The organism is Streptomyces sp. NPDC037100, assembly GCF_055606225.1.
The window spans coordinates 474,396-492,770 of sequence record NZ_JBVJSX010000002.1; the positions used below are offsets into that span (position 1 = coordinate 474,396).

Annotated in this window: 20 protein-coding genes and 1 pseudogene; 13 read left to right on the forward strand and 8 right to left on the reverse strand. The window is 71.7% G+C overall.

Translation table 11 applies throughout. The features are described 5' to 3' along the window. The first annotated feature begins 16 nt into the window (after positions 1 to 16). Positions 17 to 3,217 (forward strand): tetratricopeptide repeat protein, encoded by a 3,201-nt coding sequence (locus ACZ7EG_RS07265; protein WP_471073566.1) that lies wholly within the window; start codon positions 17 to 19, stop codon positions 3,215 to 3,217. 350 nt (positions 3,218 to 3,567) lie between these two features. Here ACZ7EG_RS07265 and ACZ7EG_RS07270 read toward each other — a convergent pair whose 3' ends face one another. After that, entirely contained in the window at positions 3,568 to 3,867 is a 300-nt protein-coding gene (locus ACZ7EG_RS07270; protein ID WP_471073569.1) for a hypothetical protein, read from the reverse strand. Further along, on the reverse strand, positions 3,860 to 4,741 hold the full coding sequence (gene mca, locus ACZ7EG_RS07275) for a mycothiol conjugate amidase Mca (protein ID WP_362040571.1): 882 nt from the start codon (positions 4,739 to 4,741) through the stop codon (positions 3,860 to 3,862). Before mca ends, ACZ7EG_RS07270 begins: the two co-directional genes overlap by 8 nt. Before the next feature lie 147 nt (positions 4,742 to 4,888). Here mca and ACZ7EG_RS07280 point away from each other — a divergent pair, with 147 nt between their 5' ends. Together ACZ7EG_RS07280 and greA are read left to right on the forward strand one after the other, a co-directional pair. After that, positions 4,889 to 5,287 carry a DUF4307 domain-containing protein gene (locus tag ACZ7EG_RS07280; protein WP_471073573.1) on the forward strand — a complete coding sequence of 133 codons (399 nt, stop codon included), beginning with the start codon at positions 4,889 to 4,891 and terminating at the stop codon, positions 5,285 to 5,287. Between the two features lie 179 nt (positions 5,288 to 5,466). Beyond that, on the forward strand, positions 5,467 to 5,964 hold the full coding sequence (greA, locus tag ACZ7EG_RS07285; protein ID WP_471073576.1) for a transcription elongation factor GreA: 498 nt from the start codon (positions 5,467 to 5,469) through the stop codon (positions 5,962 to 5,964). Positions 5,965 to 6,019: 55 nt separating this feature from the next. On the opposite strand, the gene ACZ7EG_RS07290 is transcribed toward greA, so the two are convergent. The 3 genes from ACZ7EG_RS07290 to ilvA form a co-directional block, all read right to left on the reverse strand. Then, a complete protein-coding gene (locus tag ACZ7EG_RS07290; protein ID WP_471073579.1) occupies positions 6,020 to 6,877 on the reverse strand; it encodes an ABC transporter permease in 858 nt (285 codons plus the stop codon). Beyond that, entirely contained in the window at positions 6,874 to 7,851 is a 978-nt protein-coding gene (locus ACZ7EG_RS07295; protein WP_471073582.1) for an ATP-binding cassette domain-containing protein, read from the reverse strand. The genes ACZ7EG_RS07290 and ACZ7EG_RS07295 overlap by 4 nt, the downstream gene beginning before the upstream one ends. Positions 7,852 to 8,003: 152 nt before the next feature. Further along, entirely contained in the window at positions 8,004 to 9,233 is a 1,230-nt protein-coding gene (gene ilvA / locus ACZ7EG_RS07300) for a threonine ammonia-lyase (protein WP_471073585.1), read from the reverse strand. A 163-nt stretch (positions 9,234 to 9,396) separates the two neighbouring features. Between ilvA and ACZ7EG_RS07305 the strand changes: the two genes are divergently transcribed. From ACZ7EG_RS07305 to ACZ7EG_RS07315, 3 genes are all read left to right on the forward strand, one after another. Beyond that, on the forward strand, positions 9,397 to 9,903 hold the full coding sequence (locus ACZ7EG_RS07305; protein WP_471074845.1) for a MarR family winged helix-turn-helix transcriptional regulator: 507 nt from the start codon (positions 9,397 to 9,399) through the stop codon (positions 9,901 to 9,903). Positions 9,904 to 10,266: 363 nt separating this feature from the next. Then, positions 10,267 to 10,767, forward strand: a complete 501-nt coding sequence (locus ACZ7EG_RS07310) for a sigma factor-like helix-turn-helix DNA-binding protein (protein WP_471073588.1) — start codon at positions 10,267 to 10,269, stop codon at positions 10,765 to 10,767. Between the two features lie 22 nt (positions 10,768 to 10,789). After that, on the forward strand, positions 10,790 to 11,038 hold the full coding sequence (locus ACZ7EG_RS07315) for a hypothetical protein (RefSeq protein WP_471073591.1): 249 nt from the start codon (positions 10,790 to 10,792) through the stop codon (positions 11,036 to 11,038). A gap of 22 nt (positions 11,039 to 11,060) precedes the next feature. On the opposite strand, the gene ACZ7EG_RS07320 is transcribed toward ACZ7EG_RS07315, so the two are convergent. Next, a complete protein-coding gene (locus ACZ7EG_RS07320; protein WP_471073594.1) occupies positions 11,061 to 12,215 on the reverse strand; it encodes a cystathionine gamma-synthase in 1,155 nt (384 codons plus the stop codon). A 118-nt stretch (positions 12,216 to 12,333) separates the two neighbouring features. Between ACZ7EG_RS07320 and ACZ7EG_RS07325 the strand changes: the two genes are divergently transcribed. The 6 genes from ACZ7EG_RS07325 (at position 12,334) to ACZ7EG_RS07350 (ending at position 17,581) form a co-directional block, all read left to right on the forward strand. Continuing rightward, the gene (locus ACZ7EG_RS07325; RefSeq protein WP_471073597.1) at positions 12,334 to 13,455 is read left to right on the forward strand and encodes a hypothetical protein; all 1,122 of its coding nucleotides are present in this window, start codon (positions 12,334 to 12,336) and stop codon (positions 13,453 to 13,455) included. Positions 13,456 to 13,552: 97 nt separating this feature from the next. After that, entirely contained in the window at positions 13,553 to 14,221 is a 669-nt protein-coding gene (gene msrA / locus ACZ7EG_RS07330; RefSeq protein WP_471073599.1) for a peptide-methionine (S)-S-oxide reductase MsrA, read from the forward strand. Next, positions 14,214 to 14,552: a hypothetical protein gene (locus ACZ7EG_RS07335; protein ID WP_471073601.1), complete on the forward strand. Its 339-nt coding sequence runs from the start codon at positions 14,214 to 14,216 to the stop codon at positions 14,550 to 14,552. Before msrA ends, ACZ7EG_RS07335 begins: the two co-directional genes overlap by 8 nt. A 62-nt stretch (positions 14,553 to 14,614) precedes the next feature. After that, the gene (locus tag ACZ7EG_RS07340) at positions 14,615 to 15,745 is read left to right on the forward strand and encodes an AI-2E family transporter (protein ID WP_471073603.1); all 1,131 of its coding nucleotides are present in this window, start codon (positions 14,615 to 14,617) and stop codon (positions 15,743 to 15,745) included. A 105-nt stretch (positions 15,746 to 15,850) separates the two neighbouring features. Continuing rightward, complete coding sequence (locus ACZ7EG_RS07345; RefSeq protein ID WP_471073605.1) at positions 15,851 to 16,549, forward strand: DUF4389 domain-containing protein; 699 nt, start codon at positions 15,851 to 15,853, stop codon at positions 16,547 to 16,549. Between the two features lie 81 nt (positions 16,550 to 16,630). Then, positions 16,631 to 17,581: a DUF5829 family protein gene (locus ACZ7EG_RS07350; RefSeq protein WP_471074847.1), complete on the forward strand. Its 951-nt coding sequence runs from the start codon at positions 16,631 to 16,633 to the stop codon at positions 17,579 to 17,581. Positions 17,582 to 17,586: 5 nt separating this feature from the next. Here the strand turns inward: ACZ7EG_RS07350 and ACZ7EG_RS07355 are convergent. Next, positions 17,587 to 17,772 (reverse strand): annotated as a pseudogene (locus tag ACZ7EG_RS07355) (NAD-dependent epimerase/dehydratase family protein); the annotation flags it as partial. On the opposite strand from ACZ7EG_RS07355, the gene ACZ7EG_RS07360 reads away from it, so the two are divergent. Next, positions 17,771 to 17,902, forward strand: coding sequence for a hypothetical protein (locus tag ACZ7EG_RS07360; protein ID WP_471073607.1), 132 nt, complete (start codon positions 17,771 to 17,773; stop codon positions 17,900 to 17,902). The pseudogene ACZ7EG_RS07355 and the gene ACZ7EG_RS07360 sit on opposite strands and share 2 nt — an antisense overlap. A 31-nt stretch (positions 17,903 to 17,933) precedes the next feature. Here ACZ7EG_RS07360 and ACZ7EG_RS07365 read toward each other — a convergent pair whose 3' ends face one another. Then, positions 17,934 to 18,317, reverse strand: coding sequence for a VOC family protein (locus ACZ7EG_RS07365; RefSeq protein WP_104777681.1), 384 nt, complete (start codon positions 18,315 to 18,317; stop codon positions 17,934 to 17,936). Positions 18,318 to 18,375: the final 58 nt, after the last annotated feature.

The following is an 18,375-nucleotide window of genomic DNA, read 5'->3' on the forward strand; positions in this document are numbered from 1 at the left end:
TAAGGGGGACCTTGACATGCGGGACGGTCATCGGGCCGAGGCCGAGCGGCTGTTGGGGCGGGCCGTGGAGGAGGAGGTGCGGCGCTCGGGTGGCCGCACCGACGGGAAGGTGCTGCTCGCGCGGGCGCGCGGCGCGCTCGATGTGATGGCGCGGAGCGCGTCCGAGGAGTACGAGGCGTACACGCGCGCCCTGGACGAGGCGGCGGCCGGGCAGCTGACTTTCGGGCAGCGTTACGCCCGGGAGGGCGCCGGGACGCCGCTGCTGGTGGCCGGGGTCGCGGCGGTCGCGGCCGTGGTCGCCGACATGGCGCTGGGCACGGGGACGGGGACCGCTCTCGGGGCGGGTGTGACGGTGGGTGTCGTGGGGGCAGCGGCGACGGTGGTGAAAGTGGTCGGGTCGCATGTGCCGGCCGCGAGTCGTCGCGCCGGGGCCGCGAGCCAGCCGGGCGGGGCCGAACAGCTGCGGCTGCAGTGGCTGACGGCGCTGGAGGTGCGGGGCATCCGGCCGTTCCTGGACCAGCAGCGGGTGCTCGCGGCCTCGACCGGGCCGAAGAAGACGGGCGGCCCGCGGCTGCGGGGCGCGGACAAGAGCGCGGCGGCGCGTGGGCGCAACGTGCTGGAGCAGTCCTTCGGCCAGCTCCCGCAACCGGCGGAGCCGTTCGCGGGGCGGCGGCACGAGCTGGCGCAGATCCGGCAGTGGGTGCAGGCGGCCCGCGCGAGCACGGAGACGCAGCCCACCGTGGTCGTGCTGCATGGCCCGTCCGGCAGCGGCCGTACGGCGCTCGCGGTGCACGCCGCGCATGATCTGAAGGACTACTTCCGCGGTGCCTGCGTCGTCGACCTGCGCGCCGAGGGGCCGGGCGGGTCCCCGCTGTCCACCCGTGACGCCCTGCTGCATCTGCTGAACCGGCTCGGCGCACCCCGCGAGCAGCTGCTGTTCCGCGAGCGCTCTTCGCCGGACCAGCAGGTCAAGCGGCTGAGCGAGCTGTATCACCAGCATCTGACGGGCCTGCCGGTCACCGTCGTCCTCGACGACGCCTCGGAGGCGGAGCAGATCCGCGCGCTGATCCCGGAGCGGTCCGACAGTCTGGTGCTGGTGACCGCGCGGGGCCCGCTGGAGCTGGAGGGCCTGCCCGCGCGGGTGCACCGGCTGGCGGTGGAGCCGCTGGACGCCGCCGGTGCGGAGGAACTGCTGGGCGCGGCGGCCCAGGACCGCTCCGGGCCGTACGACGCGGAGTCCGCGGACCGGGTCCGGGAGCTGTGCGGCGGGCTGCCGCTGGCGCTGCGCATCGCGGGCTCGGGTCTCGGCCCGCGCTCCCCCCGCGCGCTGGCCACGGATCTCGACGCCTACGGTCCGGTGGAGCCGGTCGAACGCGCCCTGTGGCTGCGCTATACGGACCAGCCGGAGACCGTACGGCGGCTGCTGCGCCGGCTGGCCCTGGCCGGACGTGCCTCGCTGGGCGCCGCGGCGGCCGCCGCGCTGCTGGCCACAGACGAGGCGGAGGCCAAGCGCCATCTGCAGGCGCTGACCCGGGCCGGCCTGATCGACCACGTCCGGGGCGACCGCTACCGGCTGCACGACCTGGTCCGCTCCTTCGCCCAAGCCCGCCTCCTCGACGAGGAGGAGCCCGCCGAGCGCACGGCGGCGCAGGAGCGGCTGATCGTGAACTACGCCGAGCTGGCCGACTCGGTGCTGCGGATGGTCGACGGCAACATGTCGACCCGCACCAACCGCTTCAGCCCGTACGGCTTCACCTCCCTCGACGAGGCGCTGCGCTGGCTGGACGACGAGTCGAGCTTCATCACGGCGGCGCTGCGGCATGCCGAGGGAGTGGACCAGGCGGCGGTGCTGAACCTGCTGGGTGCGCTGTGCGACTACTGCCTGCTGCGGGGCGACCTGTACCGGCTGGGTGAGATCAGTGAGCTGGCCCAGGCGGTGGACGAGGGGCTGCTGGTCCGCTCGGTGCAGTGGCGCACGGGTATCGCGGCACGGCAGCTGGGCGAGCTGGACAAGGCCCGCACCACCCTCGCGTCGGTCGTGGACCTCTACCGGGAGGCCCACCATGACGCCGGTGCCGCCCGCGCGCTGTGCTCCCTCGGCATCACCCTGCACCACCAGGGCAATCTGACGGAGGCGTCGGAGAAGCTCCGCGAGGCCCTGGCACTGCAGGCCTCCCCCGAACTTGCGACGGACCGGGCCTGGACGATGCACGCCCTGGCGGCCGTCGAGCGCGACCGCGCCCGGGTGGGAGAGGCCCTGGAGCTGCTGACCGAGTCCTTGGTCCTGCACCGCGCGGGCGAGTCCGTGCACGGCCAGGCGTGGGCGCACTTCCAGCTCGGTCAGCTCGGGCTGCGCATGGGTGACGTCCCGCGTGCCGAGGCCGAGCTGCGGGCGGCCCTGGAGCTGTACGGGCGGACCCGTGACGCCCGCGGTGAGGCCTGGGCGCTGACCCAGCTGGCCCGGGCGCTGCTGGTCGCAGGGGACGCTTCCCCGGCGGTGGAGGAGCTGCGCGGGGCGGCTGCGCGCCACCGGGACAACGAGGATGCGCGCGGCGAGGCCTGGACGCTGTACTACCTGGGGCAGGCCCTGGAGGAGACGGGCGACCTCGACCAGGCGGTCCGCGAGCTGGAACGGGCCCGCACGATGTTCTCCCGTATGCGGGACGTGTACGGGCTGGCCTGCGCACGCCACCACTCGGCCCGCGTCACCCGGGACCAGCGGGCGGCCCAGACGGGCTCGCTGCGCAACTCGGGCTTCGCCCGTCAGCTGCTCGTCGACGCCCGGGCCGACTTCCAGCGCATCGGCGTCGCCCACGGCGAGGCCTGGACGTGTCTGGAGCTGGCGGTCGTGGACGCGGGCAACGCCCGTACCCAGCAGGCGATGGCCCTGTGCGACGAGGCGGTGGAGCTCTTCGCGTCCTACGGCGACCGTCGGGGCGAGGACTGGGCCCGTTTCCTGCGTTGCACGCTCCTCCCCTACGCGGCCCCGGGCGGCATGGAGGTGGGTACGGCGGTGGCTCAGGAGGAACTGGCGCAGTTGTCCCGCGCGAGCCACGGCCTGCGTGACGACAAGCTGGACGACTACCTCGACGCGTACGGGCTGCTGCTGGAGCGGGGCGTCACCCTGGAGGCGGGCTGGCAGGCCTGGCGCCTCGGCATGGTGCCGAACCGGCATGCGCGGGAGGTGATGGGGGTGGCGGTGGAGCCGAAGGCGTAGGCGCCGCCCGGCGCGTGCAGGGTGTGTGTCGCCGGCGGCTCCCATGGCGGCGGCACACACCACGGGCGCCCCTCCCCCGTCGCCCATGGCACGCATCACGGGCGCCCCCCCGTCGCCCATGGCACGCATCGCGGGCGGCAGTCGTCGCCGACAGCACGCATCACGGCCGCCACCCGTCGCCCACAGCACGCATCACGGCCGCCAGCCGTCGCCCACGGCACGCATCGCGGGCGGCAGCCGTCGCCGCCCAGCGCGCCTCTTCGGACACGACACGCCAGGAGACAGCCGGGCTACCCGTCGGCGGCGGTCCCCGCCGGCCACCGACGGGTGGCGTTCCCCGGGTGGGGGCGTCAGCCCTGCTTCTTGCCGCCCTGGCCGGAGGGCTCCGCTTGCGCGGCTTCCGCTTGTGTCCGGGACGGCTCCGCCGCCGGCTGCTCCGGCTGCTCGGCCTCCGGGTCCGGGGCCTGGGCGAAGTCGACCCGGTTCATGTGCCGGCTCATGGACTTCATCAGGGCCCACACCGCCAGGGCCATCGCCGCGAAGACGATGAAGCCGAGGACGCCGGGGGTGACCTTGTCCTCGTCGACCTCCTTGGCGAAGGAGACGAGGTGCGTCATTGCCAGGCTTGCGCTTGCGCTCATGTCAGGCATTGTCGCGGATGCCCGCAAAGAGGTCGTCCTCGGGGAGGGAGGTATCGACGAGGGCCTTCGCCAGCTCGTACTCCTCCGTCGGCCAGACCTCCTGCTGGATCTCCATGGGCACCTTGAACCAGCCCCCGTCCGGGTCGATCTGCGTGGCGTGGGCGATCAGCGCCTTGTCGCGGATCTCGAAGAACTCGGCGCACGGGATGTGCGTGGTGAGGGTGCGCTGCTTCATGCCGAACTCCTCCCAGCGCTTGAGCCAGTCCCCGTAGGGGGACTCCAGCCCGCGGTCGAGCATCGCCTGGTGCAGGGCCTCGGTGCGCGGGCGGTTGAAGCCCTGGTTGTAGTAGAGCTTCTGCGGCTGGTAGGCGGGGCCGTACTCGGCCTCGGGGTACTTCTCGGTGTCCGCGGCCGACTCGAACGCCACCATGGAGATCTTGTGGGTCATGATGTGGTCGGGGTGCGGGTAACCACCGTTCTCGTCGTAGGTGGTGATCACCTGCGGCCGGAAGGCGCGGATCTTGCGCACCAGCTCACCGGCCGCGTGGTCCACGTCCTCCAGGGCGAAGCAGCCCTCCGGCAGCGGCGGCAGCGGGTCGCCCTCGGGCAGGCCCGAGTCGACGAAGCCGAGCCACTCCTGCTTGACGCCCAGGATCTCCCGGGCCTCGTCCATCTCCTTCTTGCGTACCTCGTGGATGTGCTCCTCGATGTACGCGTCGCCCTGGAGCTTCGGATTGAGGATGGAGCCGCGTTCCCCGCCCGTGCAGGTCACGACCAGCACGTCCACCCCCTCGGACACGTACTTCGCCATGGTCGCGGCGCCCTTGCTCGACTCGTCGTCGGGGTGGGCGTGAACGGCCATCAGTCGCAACTGGTCAGTCAAGACTCAATCCTCAGTAAGTCGGCGCCCGGTGTGCGTCGGCGCAATCAGCGGCTTCTATAGTGACCGAATCGGGGGGCGAATAATTCCGGGGCCCGGTCCTGGAGCCCCTTCCGGGACCTTCGTTCCGGCCCTGCCTGGAGGACGATCATGAGTTCGGCGAGCACGCGACTGCCCGAGGGCCGTTACGGCCGTTCCTCGGACGAGCGCGCCGACCGCACGCTCAAGGTCGTGGGCGCCGTCCTCGCGGTGGCACTGCTGGGGCTCGTCGGCTGGTTCGGCTACCACTACGTCGCCCAGAACGAGATCAGCGCCGAGGTGATCAGCTTCGAGCCGGGCAAGGAGTCCGTGCAGGTGCATCTGGAGGTCCGCAAGGACGCCGGCGCCGAGGGCTACTGCACCGTGCGCTCGCAGGCGGAGAACGGGGCCGAGGTGGGCCGGGCCGACTTCCGCTTCGACGGGGACGGGACCCGCATCGACAAGGTCGTCACGCTCCGTACGACCTCCCCGGGGACGACGGCCGAGCTGCTGGGCTGCCACGCCGGCTGACAACAACTCGGCGTCACCTGGAATACCTGGAGCCTGACCTGCATTGACGTGATTGTCGTCGCATATGTCCTCCCCCTCGGGCCCCTGAATTGTTAGGCTCGTGGTTTCGCCCTTCCGTGAAGGAACATTCTTCTGGGTAGGGCGATGCTTTGTATTCCCAGTACCTACGAGGAGCACCTGTGACCCAGACCAGCGAGAACGTCACCTGGCTGACCCAGGAGGCGTACAACAAGCTCAAGGCTGAGCTTGAGTACCTTACTGGTCCCGCGCGCGCGGAGATCTCCGCGAAGATCGCCGCGGCGCGCGAGGAGGGCGACCTGCGTGAGAACGGCGGGTACCACGCGGCCAAGGAGGAGCAGGGCAAGCAGGAGCTCCGTGTGCGCCAGCTCACCCAGCTCCTCGAGAACGCCAAGGTCGGCGAAGCGCCCGCGGCGGACGGTGCGGTGGCGCCCGGCATGGTCGTCACGATCGCGTTCGACGGTGACGAGGACGACACGCTGACGTTCCTGCTCGCGTCCCGCGAGTACGCGAGCTCCGACATCGAGACGTACTCGCCGCAGTCCCCGCTGGGCACCGGCGTGATCGGCCACAAGGTCGGCGAGGACGCGGAGTACGAGCTGCCGAACGGCAAGAAGGCCCTGGTGAAGATCCTCAAGGCCGAGCCGTACGAGGGCTGACCGGCCTCCCGGTCCCTGAAGTGCCCCCGGTGCCGCTGCGGCGCCGGGGGCTTCGTCATGCCGTCGCCGAGCGGTACTTGCGGACCGCCAGGGTCCGGAAGATCACCAGGATCAGGATCGAGTAGATCAGCGAGGCCCACACGGGGTGCTGCATGGGCCAGGCGTCGGACGGGGACTGGCCCGGGTTGGCGAACAGCACACGGCAGGCCTGGACCGTGGCGCTGAAGGGGTTCCACTCCGCGATGTGGCGCAGCCACGGGGTCATGTGGCTGGTGTCCACGAAGGCGTTGGAGATGAACGTGACCGGGAAGAGCCAGATCAGGCCGCTGGAGGTGGCCGCCTCGGGGGTCTTCACCGACATGCCGATCAGGGCGCCGATCCAGGTGAACGCGTAGCCGAGCAGGAGCAGCAGGCCGAAGGCGGCGAGGACCTTGGCGGCATTGGTGCTGCCGTCCGACCCGACGCGCCAGCCGACCATCAGGGCGACGACGGCGAGGACGACCAGGGTGAGGGCCGTCTGTACGGAGTCGGCGAGGGTACGGCCGGTGAGCACCGCGCCGCGCGCCATCGGCAGGGAGCGGAAGCGGTCGATGAGGCCCTTGTGCATGTCGTCGGCGATGCCGGCGCCGGAGCTGGCGGTGGCGAACGTGACGGTCTGCGCGAAGATGCCCGCCATCAGGAAGTTCTTGTAGTCGGCGGCACTGGTGCTGTCGCCGATCTGCATGGAGCCGCCGAAGACGTAGGTGAACAGCACCACGAACATGATCGGCTGGATCAGCCCGTAGATGATCATCTCGGGGATCCGGGACATGCGGATCAGGTTGCGCTTGGCGACGACCATCGAGTCCCGGATCGACTGGCTGACCGGGTTCGCGGCAGGCGCGACCCGCACGGTGTCGGTGACGGCGCTCACTGGGCGGCCTCCTTGTCGTTCTCCTGGTCCTTGATCTCGGCCACGTGCCCCGTCAGGGACAGGAAGACGTCGTCGAGGGTCGGCCTGCGCAGGCCGATGTCGTCGATCTCGATGCCGCGGGTGTCCAGTTCACGGATGACCTCGGCGAGGAGCTTGGCGCCGCCGGTCACGGGCGCGGTGAGCTTGCGCATGTGCTCCTCGACCGTGGTCTCGCCCTTGCCGAAGCCGGCGAGGATCTCGGCGGCGGACCGGATGTGCTCGCGCTGGTGCACCACGACCTCGACGCGCTCGCCGCCGGTGCGGGCCTTGAGCTGGTCGGAGGTGCCCTTGGCGATGACCTTGCCGTGGTCGACCACCGCGATGTCGTGGGCCAGGTGGTCGGCCTCCTCCAGGTACTGCGTGGTGAGCAGCAGGGTGGTGCCGCCGGAGACCAGTTGTTTGATGACCTCCCACAACTGCTGGCGGTTGCGGGGGTCGAGGCCGGTCGTCGGCTCGTCCATGAACATCACGGGCGGCGAGACGACCAGGGCCGCCGCGAGGTCGAGGCGGCGGCGCATACCGCCCGAGTAGGTCTTGGTGGGGCGGTCGGCGGCGTCGGCGAGGTGGAACTGCTCCAGCAGTTCGGCCGCGCGCGCCTTCGCCGCCTTCGCGCGCATCTGGTACAGCTGGCCGACCATCTGGAGGTTCTCCCGGCCGGTGAGGTATTCGTCGACGGCCGCGAACTGGCCGGACAGGCCGATGGAGCGGCGGACCGCGTCGGGCTGTTTGAGCACGTCGATGCCCGCGACGACCGCTCGCCCGCTGTCGGGCCGCAGCAGGGTGGTCAGGCAGCGGACGGTGGTGGTCTTGCCCGCGCCGTTCGGCCCGAGCAGGCCGAGGACCGTGCCCTCGGGCACGTCGAGGTCGACGCCGTCCAAGGCCTTTACATCACCGAAGGTCTTGACCAGACCTTCGGCATAGATGGCGCCTGGCATATGAGTCTCCACGTCTTCGGGGATGACCGGACGGATGTCCGGCGAGGCTTCTCACCCGACACACCATAACGCGATGTATCGCGTCTCACAATGAGTTTTAGCGCGTCACTCTCCGTGAGACGAAAGGATCTTCGACCGGCCTGGGAGCAGGCTCAGCCGATGACGGTGTAGCCCGCCTCGCGCAGCGCCTGACCCACCTCGGCGCAGTGCGCCGGGCCCTTCGTCTCCAGGTGCAGCTCGACCTCCGCCTCCGTGAGCCCGAGCCGTGGGTCGGTTCGCACATGGCTCACATCGAGGACGTTAGCGTCGACCACCGACAACGCGCCCAGAAGTGTGGCAAGGGCACCGGGCCGGTCCGTCAGCCGCAGCCGGACCGCCAGGTAGCGGCCCTGCGCGGCCATGCCGTGCCGCAGCACCCGCTCCATCAGCACCGGATCGACGTTGCCGCCCGACAGCACCGCGACGACCGGGCCCTCGAAGGCGCCGGGGTCGCTCAGCAGCGCCGCGACCGGGCTCGCCCCGGCCGGCTCCACGACCAGCTTGGCCCGCTCCAGGCACAGCAGCAGCGCGGCGGACAGCTCGTCCTCGCTGACCGTGCGCACCTCGTCGACCAGCTCGCCGACGATCCTGAACGGCACGTCGCCCGGCCGCCCTACCTTGATGCCGTCGGCCATCGTCGCGGGATTCTCCACCGACACCGGCCTGCCCGCGGCCAGCGAGGGCGGGTAGGCCGCCGCGCCCGACGCCTGTACGCCCACGACCCGCACCTCCGGGCGCAGCGCCTTCACCGCCACGGCGATCCCGGCGGCCAGCCCGCCCCCGCCGATGCCGACGAGGACCGTGCGCGCCTCGGGGCACTGCTCAAGGATCTCCAGGCCGACCGTGCCCTGGCCCGCGATGATGTCGGGGTGGTCGAAGGGGTGGATGAACACCGCGCCCGTCTCGGCCGCGTACTCCTGCGCGGCGGCCAGCGTCTCGTCGACCACCTGGCCGTGCAGCCGCACCTCCGCCCCGTAGTCCCGGGTGGCGCTCACCTTGGGCAGCGGGGCGCCCTTCGGCATGAACACCGTGGAGCGCACGCCCAGCAGGGAGGACGCGAGGGCGACGCCCTGCGCGTGGTTGCCGGCGCTCGCGGCGACGACACCGGCGGCACGCTCCTCCGGAAGCAGACCGGCGATCCGGACGTACGCGCCGCGCAGCTTGAACGACCCCGTCCGCTGGAGGTTCTCGCACTTGAGGTGCACCGGCGCACCGACCATCTGGGACAGGTGCCTGCTGCCCTCCATCGCGGTCACCCGCGCCACACCCGAGAGCATCTTCTGCGCGCCGCGCACGTCGTCGAGGGTGACGGTCCGAAAGGAGTCAGCCGTGCTGTAGCTCATGACTCCAGCATCGCAGTTCACAGGCGGGAACGGCCGTTGTGACCAACCTCCGAGACCCGCTTTGCGCAGCGCCGGTACGGCCTGCCCTCCGGCCGCGTACCCTGTCCCCCAATCTGCCAGCCCTCCACGAAGTGAGCCCCCGGCCATGCCCACAACACCTGAAATGTCGATGGACATGACGACCGTCGGTGACACCGGTCTCCTCGACACGCTGCAGCACGAGGTGGCGCTGTTCGCCCGCCGTGCCGAACAGACCCGGCTCGGCGGAGTCGGGCAGGTGCGCAACTCCATGGACCGCGCCGCCTACCTGCTGCTCAACCGCCTCGACAAGGAAGGCCCGATGGGCGTCAAGGCGCTCGCGGCGAGCATGGGGATCGACTCGTCGACGGTCACCCGGCAGGTGGCTCCGCTCGTCGACACCGGCCTGGTCAAACGCACCTCCCACCCCGAGGACGGACGCGCGGTGGTGCTGCAGCTGTCCCCGCGCGGGCAGGCCCGGCTGGAGGAAGTGCGCTCCTCGCGGCGTCAGTTGATGGCCGAGCTGACGCACGACTGGGAGCCCGACGAGCGCGAGGCGTTCTGCGACCTCCTCACGCGGTTCAACACCGCGCTGTCCTCCCGGATGTCGGCGCAGGGGGTCCCGGGGCCGGAGGCGCAGTCGGCATCCTGAGCGCCCGGCGGCCCGGCTCCTGACCGTGTCGGCGCGCCCCCCGGGCCCGCACACGGACGACCGGGCCCGCACGCGTGCGGGGCACCGGCCGACCGTTCGCGGCACTGGCCGACCGTTCGGAGCACTGCCCAACCGTTCGCGGCACCGACCGACCGTTCGGAGCACCGGCCGACCGTTCGCGGCACCGACCGACCGTTCGGAGCACCGGCCGACCGTTCGCGGCACCGACCGACCGTTCGGAGCACCGGCCGAGCCGTGCGCGGCTCTTGACCTCGGGGCCGCCCCTGGCCTGATATGAGACCGGGCCCCGTCGCGCGTGGCCGGGGCCCGCGTCCTCAGGGTCGCCGTCGGGCGGGAGGTGCGGTGCTGGAGCGGCATGCGTCCCGGGCAGCCCGTCGCGCCCGGGAGTTCGAGGCGTTCGTCGCGGGCGCGGCCGGGCGGCTGCTGCACGCCGCCACACTGCTCACCGCCGAGTCCCCCGACGACAACCCCCGCGCGCGGCGCCTGCTGACACGGTCGCTGGCGCACACGTACGCGTGCTGGGACCGGCTGCACGGCGAGGATCCGTACGACCGCACCCGCCGGCAGCTGGCCACCCGCTTCGCGCGCAGCGCCTGGCACCAGCACGGCGCACTCGGCCGCGCCCGGCCGCACCCCGCGAGCCCTCTGGCCCCGCTCACCCCGCAGGAACGGCTGATCCTGGTGCTCCGGCTCCACGAAGGTGTCGCCGAGGAGCAGGCGGCCGCCCTGCTCGGTCTGTCCCCGGAGCGCGTACGGGCGATCTGCCACCGGGCGACCTCGGCCCTGCTGCACCGCTCGCGGGGCCCGGCCCCGACGGTGACGGCGACGAAGGCGGTGCCGTGAGCCCGGCCGGCCGGAGGGCGGCATGAGCGGGAACGACCGCGAGGCGACCGTACGCAGGCTGCTGGAGCAGCCGGCGCGGCCGGTGCCGCCCGAGATCCACACGGAGGCGGTGCGCCGCGGCGGCCGCATGCTGCGACGCAGGACGCTCGCCCGCCGTCTCATGTGGCTGCTGCTGTGCGCGGCGGCCGTGGCGTTCACGGTGTGGGCGCTGACGGCCCGCCCATGGGTGGAGCCGCCGTCCGACACGACTCCACCCCTCACCGGCTGGTGACCCCGCCAGGGGCCGTACCGGTCTAGCCGAGCGCCTGCTTGAGGTCGTCCACCAGGTCCTCGGCGTTCTCGATGCCGACGGACAGCCGCACCAGGTCGGCGGGGACCTCCAGGGCCGAGCCGGCCACGGAGGCGTGCGTCATGCGGCCGGGGTGCTCGATCAGCGACTCGACGCCGCCCAGGGACTCGCCCAGCGTGAAGATCTTGGCGCGGTTGCAGACCTCGACGGCCGCCTCCTCGCCGCCCTCGACGCGGAAGGAGACCATGCCGCCGAACGACTTCATCTGCTTGGCGGCGACCTCGTGACCGGGGTGCTCCGGCAGGCCCGGGTACAGCACGCTCGTCACGCGCGCGTGCCGGGTGAGCATGTCGGCGACCTTGACCGCGTTCTCGCTGTGCCGGTCCATGCGCACGGAGAGGGTCTTGGTGCCGCGCAGCACCAGCCAGGAGTCGAAGGGCCCGGCGACCGCGCCCATCGCGTTCTGGTGGAAGGCCAGTTCCTCGCCGAGGCCGGCGTCACCGGTGATCAGGGCGCCGCCGACGACGTCGGAGTGACCGCCCATGTACTTGGTCAGGGAGTGCACGACGACGTCCGCGCCCAGCGACAGCGGCTGCTGGAGGTAGGGCGTGGCGAAGGTGTTGTCGACGACGAGGCGGGCGCCGGCGTCCCGGGCGACCTGCGCGACGGCGGCGATGTCGGTGATGCCGAGCAGCGGGTTGGAGGGCGTCTCCACCCAGACGACCTTGGTCTTCGGGGTGATGGCGGCCCGTACGGCGGCCGGATCACCGGTGTCGGCGACCGACCACTCGATGCCCCAGCGGGCGACGACCTTGGCGAACAGGCGGAACGTGCCGCCGTACGCGTCGTTCGGGATGACCACGTGGTCGCCGGGGCTGAGCAGCGTACGCAGCAGGCAGTCCTCGGCCGCCAGCCCGGACGCGAACGCGAGCCCGCGACGGCCGCCCTCCAGGGCGGCGAGGTTCTCCTCCAGCGCGGTCCTGGTGGGGTTGGCGCTGCGGCTGTATTCGTAGCCGCCGCGCAGACCGCCGACGCCGTCCTGCTTGTAGGTCGAGACCTGGTAGATCGGCGGGACGACCGCGCCCGTCAGGGGGTCGGCGGTGTTGCCCGCGTGGATCGCGAGCGTCTCGAAGTGCTGACTGATGTGCCTGTCGCTCATGAGCACCGAGGGTAGTGCGCCGGGGCGACGCGTGCCGGGGGACGGCGTGAGCCGGGGTTTTCCACAGGTTCCGGGAGCAGGTTGGCCAATTGTCGGCGTGGTCTGGTTCGCTTGTTGCATGGAGATTCTCTGGGTCCTGATCGCGCTGGTCATGCTGGGCTTCGTGCTGCTCCCCTTCCTGCGGCGCAGGCGCGGTGGTGCGATAGGGCTGGTCTCGCCCGACCACCCGGACGCGGCGGACCCGGCGAACTACGGCTTCGTCCTGGAGGAGGAGCTCGACATCCGCATGCCGGGCCCCGACCAGGACCTGCTGGACGTCCTGGACGTGGTGCAGCGCACGCAGGACTACCGCGCCGCGCAGCAGCTCCTGGCGGGCACGGAGACCGAGGGCGAGCGGCGCTGGCAGCGCGTCCAGGCCTTCGCGGGCGCCGCCTCGCTGGAGCTCTCGCGGCGGCCCGGCGGGGTGTCCGAGGCGCCGGGCGGGCAGTGGCTGCGCGTGTGGCGGTCCGAGGCGCCCAAGGACGCGGGCGGCGCGGCGGTGCACGCCGAGTTCCTGGTGCAGCAGGCCTGGCGTACGGCCACGCCCGGCACGGACGAGTTCCGGATCATCATGGAGGAGGCGAGGGCGGCGTGCGGTGAGGCGGCGCTGCTCGCCCCCGGTGACCCGATCCCGTACATCGTCGAGCTGTCGGTGGCCCGCGGTCTCGGCTACTCCCAGAAGGACTTCGAGCAGGTCTGGCTGAAGATCCTGGACCGCGCCCCGGCCCACATGGGGGCGCACCTGGCGGCGCTGCACTACTGGTGCGAGAAGTGGCACGGCTCCCGTGCGGAGGCCTACTCGTTCGCCGAGGCCGCGGCGGCCCGGGCGCCCCGGGGCTCCCTCCTCTCGGCGATGCCGCTGTTCGCGGTGTTCGAGCACCTTCCCGAGGTGACCCTCGTCGCGAGTTTCTGGCAGAGCGAGGTCGTCACGAAGGCGGTCCACGGCGCGTTGCACGCGGTGCACTCGGCCCGCCCCGACGACCCGATGCTGGCCCATGTCCGGCACATGCTGGTGTTCTTCCTGGTCCGCGGCGAGCGCTGGTCGGAGGCCATGAACCAGCTGGTGCACATCGACGGCCATGTGGGCGCCCTGCCCTGGACGCTGTCGGCCGACCCGGCGGCGGAGTTCGCGGTGTACCGGGCGCTGGCGGTGGCGGGCTACGAGGCGAACGGCGGCAGCCCGGCGAGCCTGCCGCACTGAACCGCGTCCGGGCCGCGGCGCGGGCCCGCCCGGGGCCCGCCGGAATTCGGGGCCGCACCTGCACGTTGCAGTGGGCGTCGCCCCGATTGGAGACCGCATGTTCCTGCACAGCCGTACGCCCCAGCTGCCGACTTCCGAGCAGGCGCTGCGAGGCCGCCCGGAGCCGGCGTTCACGGTCCCCGACCGCCACACCGTCCTCGGCAACCCGCTGCTCGGCCCCTACCCCGAGGGTCTGCAGACCGCCGACTTCGGCCTGGGCTGCTTCTGGGGCGCCGAGCGCACCTTCTGGCAGCTCCCGGCCGGCGTCTGGACGACCCTCGTCGGCTACCAGGGCGGCCACACCGAGAACCCCACGTACGAGGAGGTCTGCTCGGGCCTGACCGGCCACACGGAGGTCGTGCGCGTGGTCTTCGACCCGGAGCAGGTCTCGTACGAGCGCCTGCTGAAGACGTTCTGGGAGTCCCACGACCCCACGCAGGGCTTCCGCCAGGGCAACGACGTGGGCACGCAGTACCGCTCAGCGGTCTACACCCACACCCCCGAGCAGGAGGCCACCGCCAAGGCCTCCCGCGCGGCGTACCAGAAGGTCCTGACGTCCTCCGGCTACGGCGACATCACCACGGAGATCGTCACGACGGAGGGCCGCCCCTTCTACCCGGCGGAGGGCTACCACCAGCAGTACCTCGACAAGAACCCGGCGGGTTACTGCGGCATCGGCGGCACGGGGGTGTCCTGCCCGATCGGTGTGGCGAGGGCCGGTGGCTGACCCCGCGGGCTCCGCCGCGAGCTTCGGCGGCGGCTGGATCTTCGAGGAGGGACTGCGGCCGTTCTGCGAGACCATCGCGGAGTTCTCGGGCTGCGAGTTCGACGACTCGGACTGGCAGGCCGTCGGCAACGCCCTGCCCCACACCGACGTCGAGAAGCCCGATGGTTGGTACGACTACCCGCTCTCGGGCCGGGTGCCGCTGACGCTGCTGGTCGCGGACGACCCCGGCTCGTCCGTGGTCTTCGTGCGGGTCACGGGGAATCCCGACGACCGCACACGGGCACAGATCGAGGCGGCCCTGCACATCTTCAGCATGTACACCGTCCGCTGACGGCCCGCCTTCCGAGGACGGGGGGCTGCTGGGAGGGTGCGCGCAGCCAATAGGGTGCCCACGTGACTGCGCCCCTGAGTTCCGAGAGATCCCGTGCCGCGCTGCGGACATCCGCGCGGGTTTCCGCCGAGTTGCTGCTGGTGCTCGCCATGTCGGCCGTGGCGTTGTGGTTGCTGGGCCGGATGTGGTCCGTGGTGTGGCCGCTCGTGGTCGGGCTGCTGCTGACCACGCTGACCTGGCCCGCGGCCCGGCTGCTGCGTCGTCGCGGGTGGCCGCCCGCGCTGGCCGCGTCCGTGGTGACCGTGCTGTTCCTGCTGGTCGCCGCCGGTGTGGTGGCGCTGATCGCCGTGCCGGTGGCGTCCCAGTCCGGGGAGCTGACCGACGGTGTCGTGGAGGGGATCCAGCGGCTGCGCGAGTGGGCCGCCGGGCCGCCGTTGAACATCGGGGACGCACAGATCAACCAGGCCTTCGACAGTGCGGTCTCCCGCGCCCAGGAGGGCGTCGGCAGCATGGTGGGCGCGGTCGTCACAGGGGTGAGCACCGTGGTGAACGGTGTCGTCACCGCCGTCCTCGCGCTCTTCCTGATGTTCTTCTTCCTGAAGGACGGACCGCGGTTCCTGCCGTGGCTGTCCCGGCAGCTGCCCGGCCGGCTCGCCGCCGACGTGCCCACCGTGTGCGCCCGGAGCTGGGACACCCTGGGTTCCTTCGTACGGTCCCAGGCGGCCGTCGGCCTGCTCGACGCCGTCCTGATCGGGCTCGGCCTGTGGATCCTGGGCGTCCCGCTGGTGCTCCCGCTCGCGGTGCTGACCTTCGTCTCGGCGTTCGTGCCGATCATCGGCGCCCTGTTCGCCGGCTTCGTGGCGGTGCTCATCGCCTTGGTGTCCAACGGCCTGACGGACGCGTTGATCGTGCTGGCGATCATCGTCGTGGTGCAGCAGCTGGAGGGCAACGTCTTCCAGCCCATGATCCAGAGCCGTGGTCTGGGTCTGCACGCGGCCGTCGTCCTGCTGGCCGTGACGCTGGGCGGCAACCTGGCCGGCATCGTGGGCAGCCTGCTCGCCGTGCCCGTGGCCGCGCTGATCGCGGTGGTGTGGAACTACGTGCGCGAGCAGCTCGTCGATCCGGCGGGCGAAGCGGCGTCCGACGAGCCGGGCACCGCCGAGCCGGATGCCGGAGCGGCCGTCCCGTCGTAGCGGCCCGGCCGCGGCGGCCCGAGGTCACCGACGCGCGAACGGCCCCGCCCGGGTCGCGGGGCTCCTCCTCGCTTGCGAGTCTGCAGGCGAGAGGAGAACCGCCATATGAGTGCAGTCGCCGCGTCACCCGTTCGTCTGGAGGCGTCCGTCGATCCCCGCCTGTCCCGGTGGATGTGGCTGGTGAAATGGCTGCTCGCCATCCCGCATTACATCGTGCTGGTGTTCCTGTGGATCGCGTTCACCGTCGTGACGGTGATCGCCTTCTTCGCCATCCTGTTCACCGCCCGCTATCCGCGGTCGCTCTTCGACTTCAGCGTCGGCGTACTGCGCTGGAACTGGCGGGTCGGTTACTACGCGCACACCGCGCTCGGGACCGACCGGTACCCGCCCTTCACCCTCGCCGACGTGCCCGACTACCCGGCGCACTTCGACGTCGCGTATCCCGAGCGGCTGTCGCGCGGACTGGTCCTGGTGAAGTGGTGGCTGCTGGCGATCCCGCAGTACATCGTGGTCAGTATGTTCGTCGGGGGCGGCTGGGGCGGGGACGACTGGCGGGGCAGCGGGCTGCTGCCCTTCCTCTCCCTGGTCGCCGTCGTCATCCTGCTCTTCACCGCCCGCTACCCGCGGCACCTCTTCGACTTCCTGATCGGCCTCGCCCGCTGGGCGGCCCGGGTGACGGCCTACGTCACGCTGATGACGGACCAGTACCCGCCCTTCCGGCTCGACCAGGGCGGGCAGGAGCCCTCACCGGAGTCACCAGCGGCCTCACCGCCGCCACCAGCGGACCCACTGAGCAAGACCTGACCCCGCAAGGGAACAATCCGCAGCGGAACCGTTTCCTCCCGCCCTACGCTCCCTCGCATGGTTCTCAGACGAGCGTTACAGCTGATCATGGTCATCGCTCTGGCCCTCGCGGGGGCGGTCCAGGGCGGCGCGAGCACGGCACGGGCCGCGGAGCCAGGAACCTCGGACGGGCGGCAACTGCTGTTCTACAACCACGCCTACGGCGTGTTCGACCGGCAGACCGCAGACGCCATCGAGCACTCCTCCTACCTGCGGGACTTCGCCGACTTCCAGGTCCGCACCACGACCGGCTCCGGCGGGCAGACCTGGACCGGCCGCTATCTGATGGGGCGCGAGACCTACTTCGAGCTGTTCGGAGTGGGCGATGTACCGGGCAAGGACGGCACCCTCGGCTCCGCCGGCCTGGGCGTGTCCACCGAACGCGCCGGCGACCTGCCCACGGTGGTCGAGCGGCTGCGCGAGGCCGGGATCAGCGACCCGGTCGAGTTCCCGCAGACGCGCGACTTCGGCGACGGCGTCCCCGTGCCCTGGTTCGACGCGGTCTTCACCACCGACCAGTACGACCTCTTCGGCGCCTGGGGCATGGAGTACCGGCCGGAGTACTTCGCCGACCCGCGCAGCAACACCGAGCCCGCCTCCCACCCGGGTGACGTGGGCCGGGAGCGCTACCTGTCGGACGCCTACCGCGACCACCTGATGCGGGACGTGACCGGCATCCGGCTCGCGGTGACCGCACGCGACCTCGCCGCCACGGTGCCGCTGCTGAAGGCCGGCGGTTTCGCGGTCCGGTCCCTGCCGGACGGGGGCGTCCTCGCCAAGGGCGGCGGCACCACGATCCGGTTCGACTCCGTGCCCCTGGACCAGGTGGGTCTCAAGGAGGTCGAGATGGTGCTGAACCACCCGGTGTCGTACCGGCACGTGGAGCGGATCGGCCACTCGGCCCTCGTGGTCGGCCCGGGGTCGCGAGCGGTGTGGACCTTCGAGGACCAGGACCGGCCGAGCGCCGGGCAGGACCAGGGCCCAACGGCCTGACCGGCGCCCCGTACGGCGGCCTCGGCCCCGTCGCCCTTCAGCAGGTCCCCGGTGACGTACTCGGCGCCGTCCGCGGCGGGGCGGGCGCTGCGGGTGAGGATCCGCAGGTCGTTGACGGACGCGCGCAGCAGCGGGACGACGTGCGCTCCCAGGGTGCCCGTGCCGCCGGTGACCAGGATCGGTGATGTCATGACTGGGCCCCAGCTCTTCGTCGGCTTCGTCAGCGCTGTGGGGTGTTTCGTCATCGCTGTCGGGCGTCTCGTCGGCGCTGTCGGGCGTTTCGCCTTCGCCGGTATGGCGGGCGGCGGCGCGACGATGTGACGAGCCGGGGTGCGGGCGGGGTGCGGGCGGCTCAGCCGCCGCTGCCGTAGGGCCTCGTGATGATCTCCAGGCGGTGGCCGTCGGGGTCGTCGAAGTAGGCCCCGCGGCCGCCGTCGTTGTGGTTGATCTCCCCGGGGCGGCTGTGGAACGGATCCGCCCAGTAGGTCAGGCCGGCCTCCTGGATGCGGCCGAAGATCTCGTCGAACTCGTCCTCCGAGACGAGGAAGGCGTAGTGCTGCGGCGTGATGGCTCCGGGGCTGTCCATGAAGTCGAGCGTCACGCCGTTGGAGATCTCGACCGGGAGGAACGGGCCGTAGGGCGGACTCACGTCGAGCCCCAGGAGGTCGGCGAGGAATCGGGCCGATGCGCGCTTGTCGTGGGCGACGACGATGGTGTGGTTCAGCTGCACGGTCATGACGGGCCTCCCCTGACGTACCCGGCGAACCCCTGTGGTGCACTCCCCCACGTGTACC

What these genes read in the sequence shown, in the direction of transcription:
- ACZ7EG_RS07265 (WP_471073566.1), top strand. Translation starts at nt 17, where the DNA reads ATGCGGGACGGTCATCGGGCCGAGGCCGAGCGGCTGTTGGGGCGGGCC.
- ACZ7EG_RS07270 (WP_471073569.1), bottom strand. Translation starts at nt 3,867, where the DNA reads ATGCCTGACATGAGCGCAAGCGCAAGCCTGGCAATGACGCACCTCGTC.
- ACZ7EG_RS07280 (WP_471073573.1), top strand. Translation starts at nt 4,889, where the DNA reads ATGAGTTCGGCGAGCACGCGACTGCCCGAGGGCCGTTACGGCCGTTCC.
- ACZ7EG_RS07295 (WP_471073582.1), bottom strand. Translation starts at nt 7,851, where the DNA reads ATGCCAGGCGCCATCTATGCCGAAGGTCTGGTCAAGACCTTCGGTGAT.
- ilvA (WP_471073585.1), bottom strand. Translation starts at nt 9,233, where the DNA reads ATGAGCTACAGCACGGCTGACTCCTTTCGGACCGTCACCCTCGACGAC.
- ACZ7EG_RS07305 (WP_471074845.1), top strand. Translation starts at nt 9,397, where the DNA reads ATGTCGATGGACATGACGACCGTCGGTGACACCGGTCTCCTCGACACG.
- ACZ7EG_RS07315 (WP_471073591.1), top strand. Translation starts at nt 10,790, where the DNA reads ATGAGCGGGAACGACCGCGAGGCGACCGTACGCAGGCTGCTGGAGCAG.
- ACZ7EG_RS07320 (WP_471073594.1), bottom strand. Translation starts at nt 12,215, where the DNA reads ATGAGCGACAGGCACATCAGTCAGCACTTCGAGACGCTCGCGATCCAC.
- ACZ7EG_RS07325 (WP_471073597.1), top strand. Translation starts at nt 12,334, where the DNA reads ATGGAGATTCTCTGGGTCCTGATCGCGCTGGTCATGCTGGGCTTCGTG.
- msrA (WP_471073599.1), top strand. Translation starts at nt 13,553, where the DNA reads ATGTTCCTGCACAGCCGTACGCCCCAGCTGCCGACTTCCGAGCAGGCG.
- ACZ7EG_RS07345 (WP_471073605.1), top strand. Translation starts at nt 15,851, where the DNA reads ATGAGTGCAGTCGCCGCGTCACCCGTTCGTCTGGAGGCGTCCGTCGAT.
- ACZ7EG_RS07360 (WP_471073607.1), top strand. Translation starts at nt 17,771, where the DNA reads ATGACTGGGCCCCAGCTCTTCGTCGGCTTCGTCAGCGCTGTGGGGTGT.
- ACZ7EG_RS07365 (WP_104777681.1), bottom strand. Translation starts at nt 18,317, where the DNA reads ATGACCGTGCAGCTGAACCACACCATCGTCGTCGCCCACGACAAGCGC.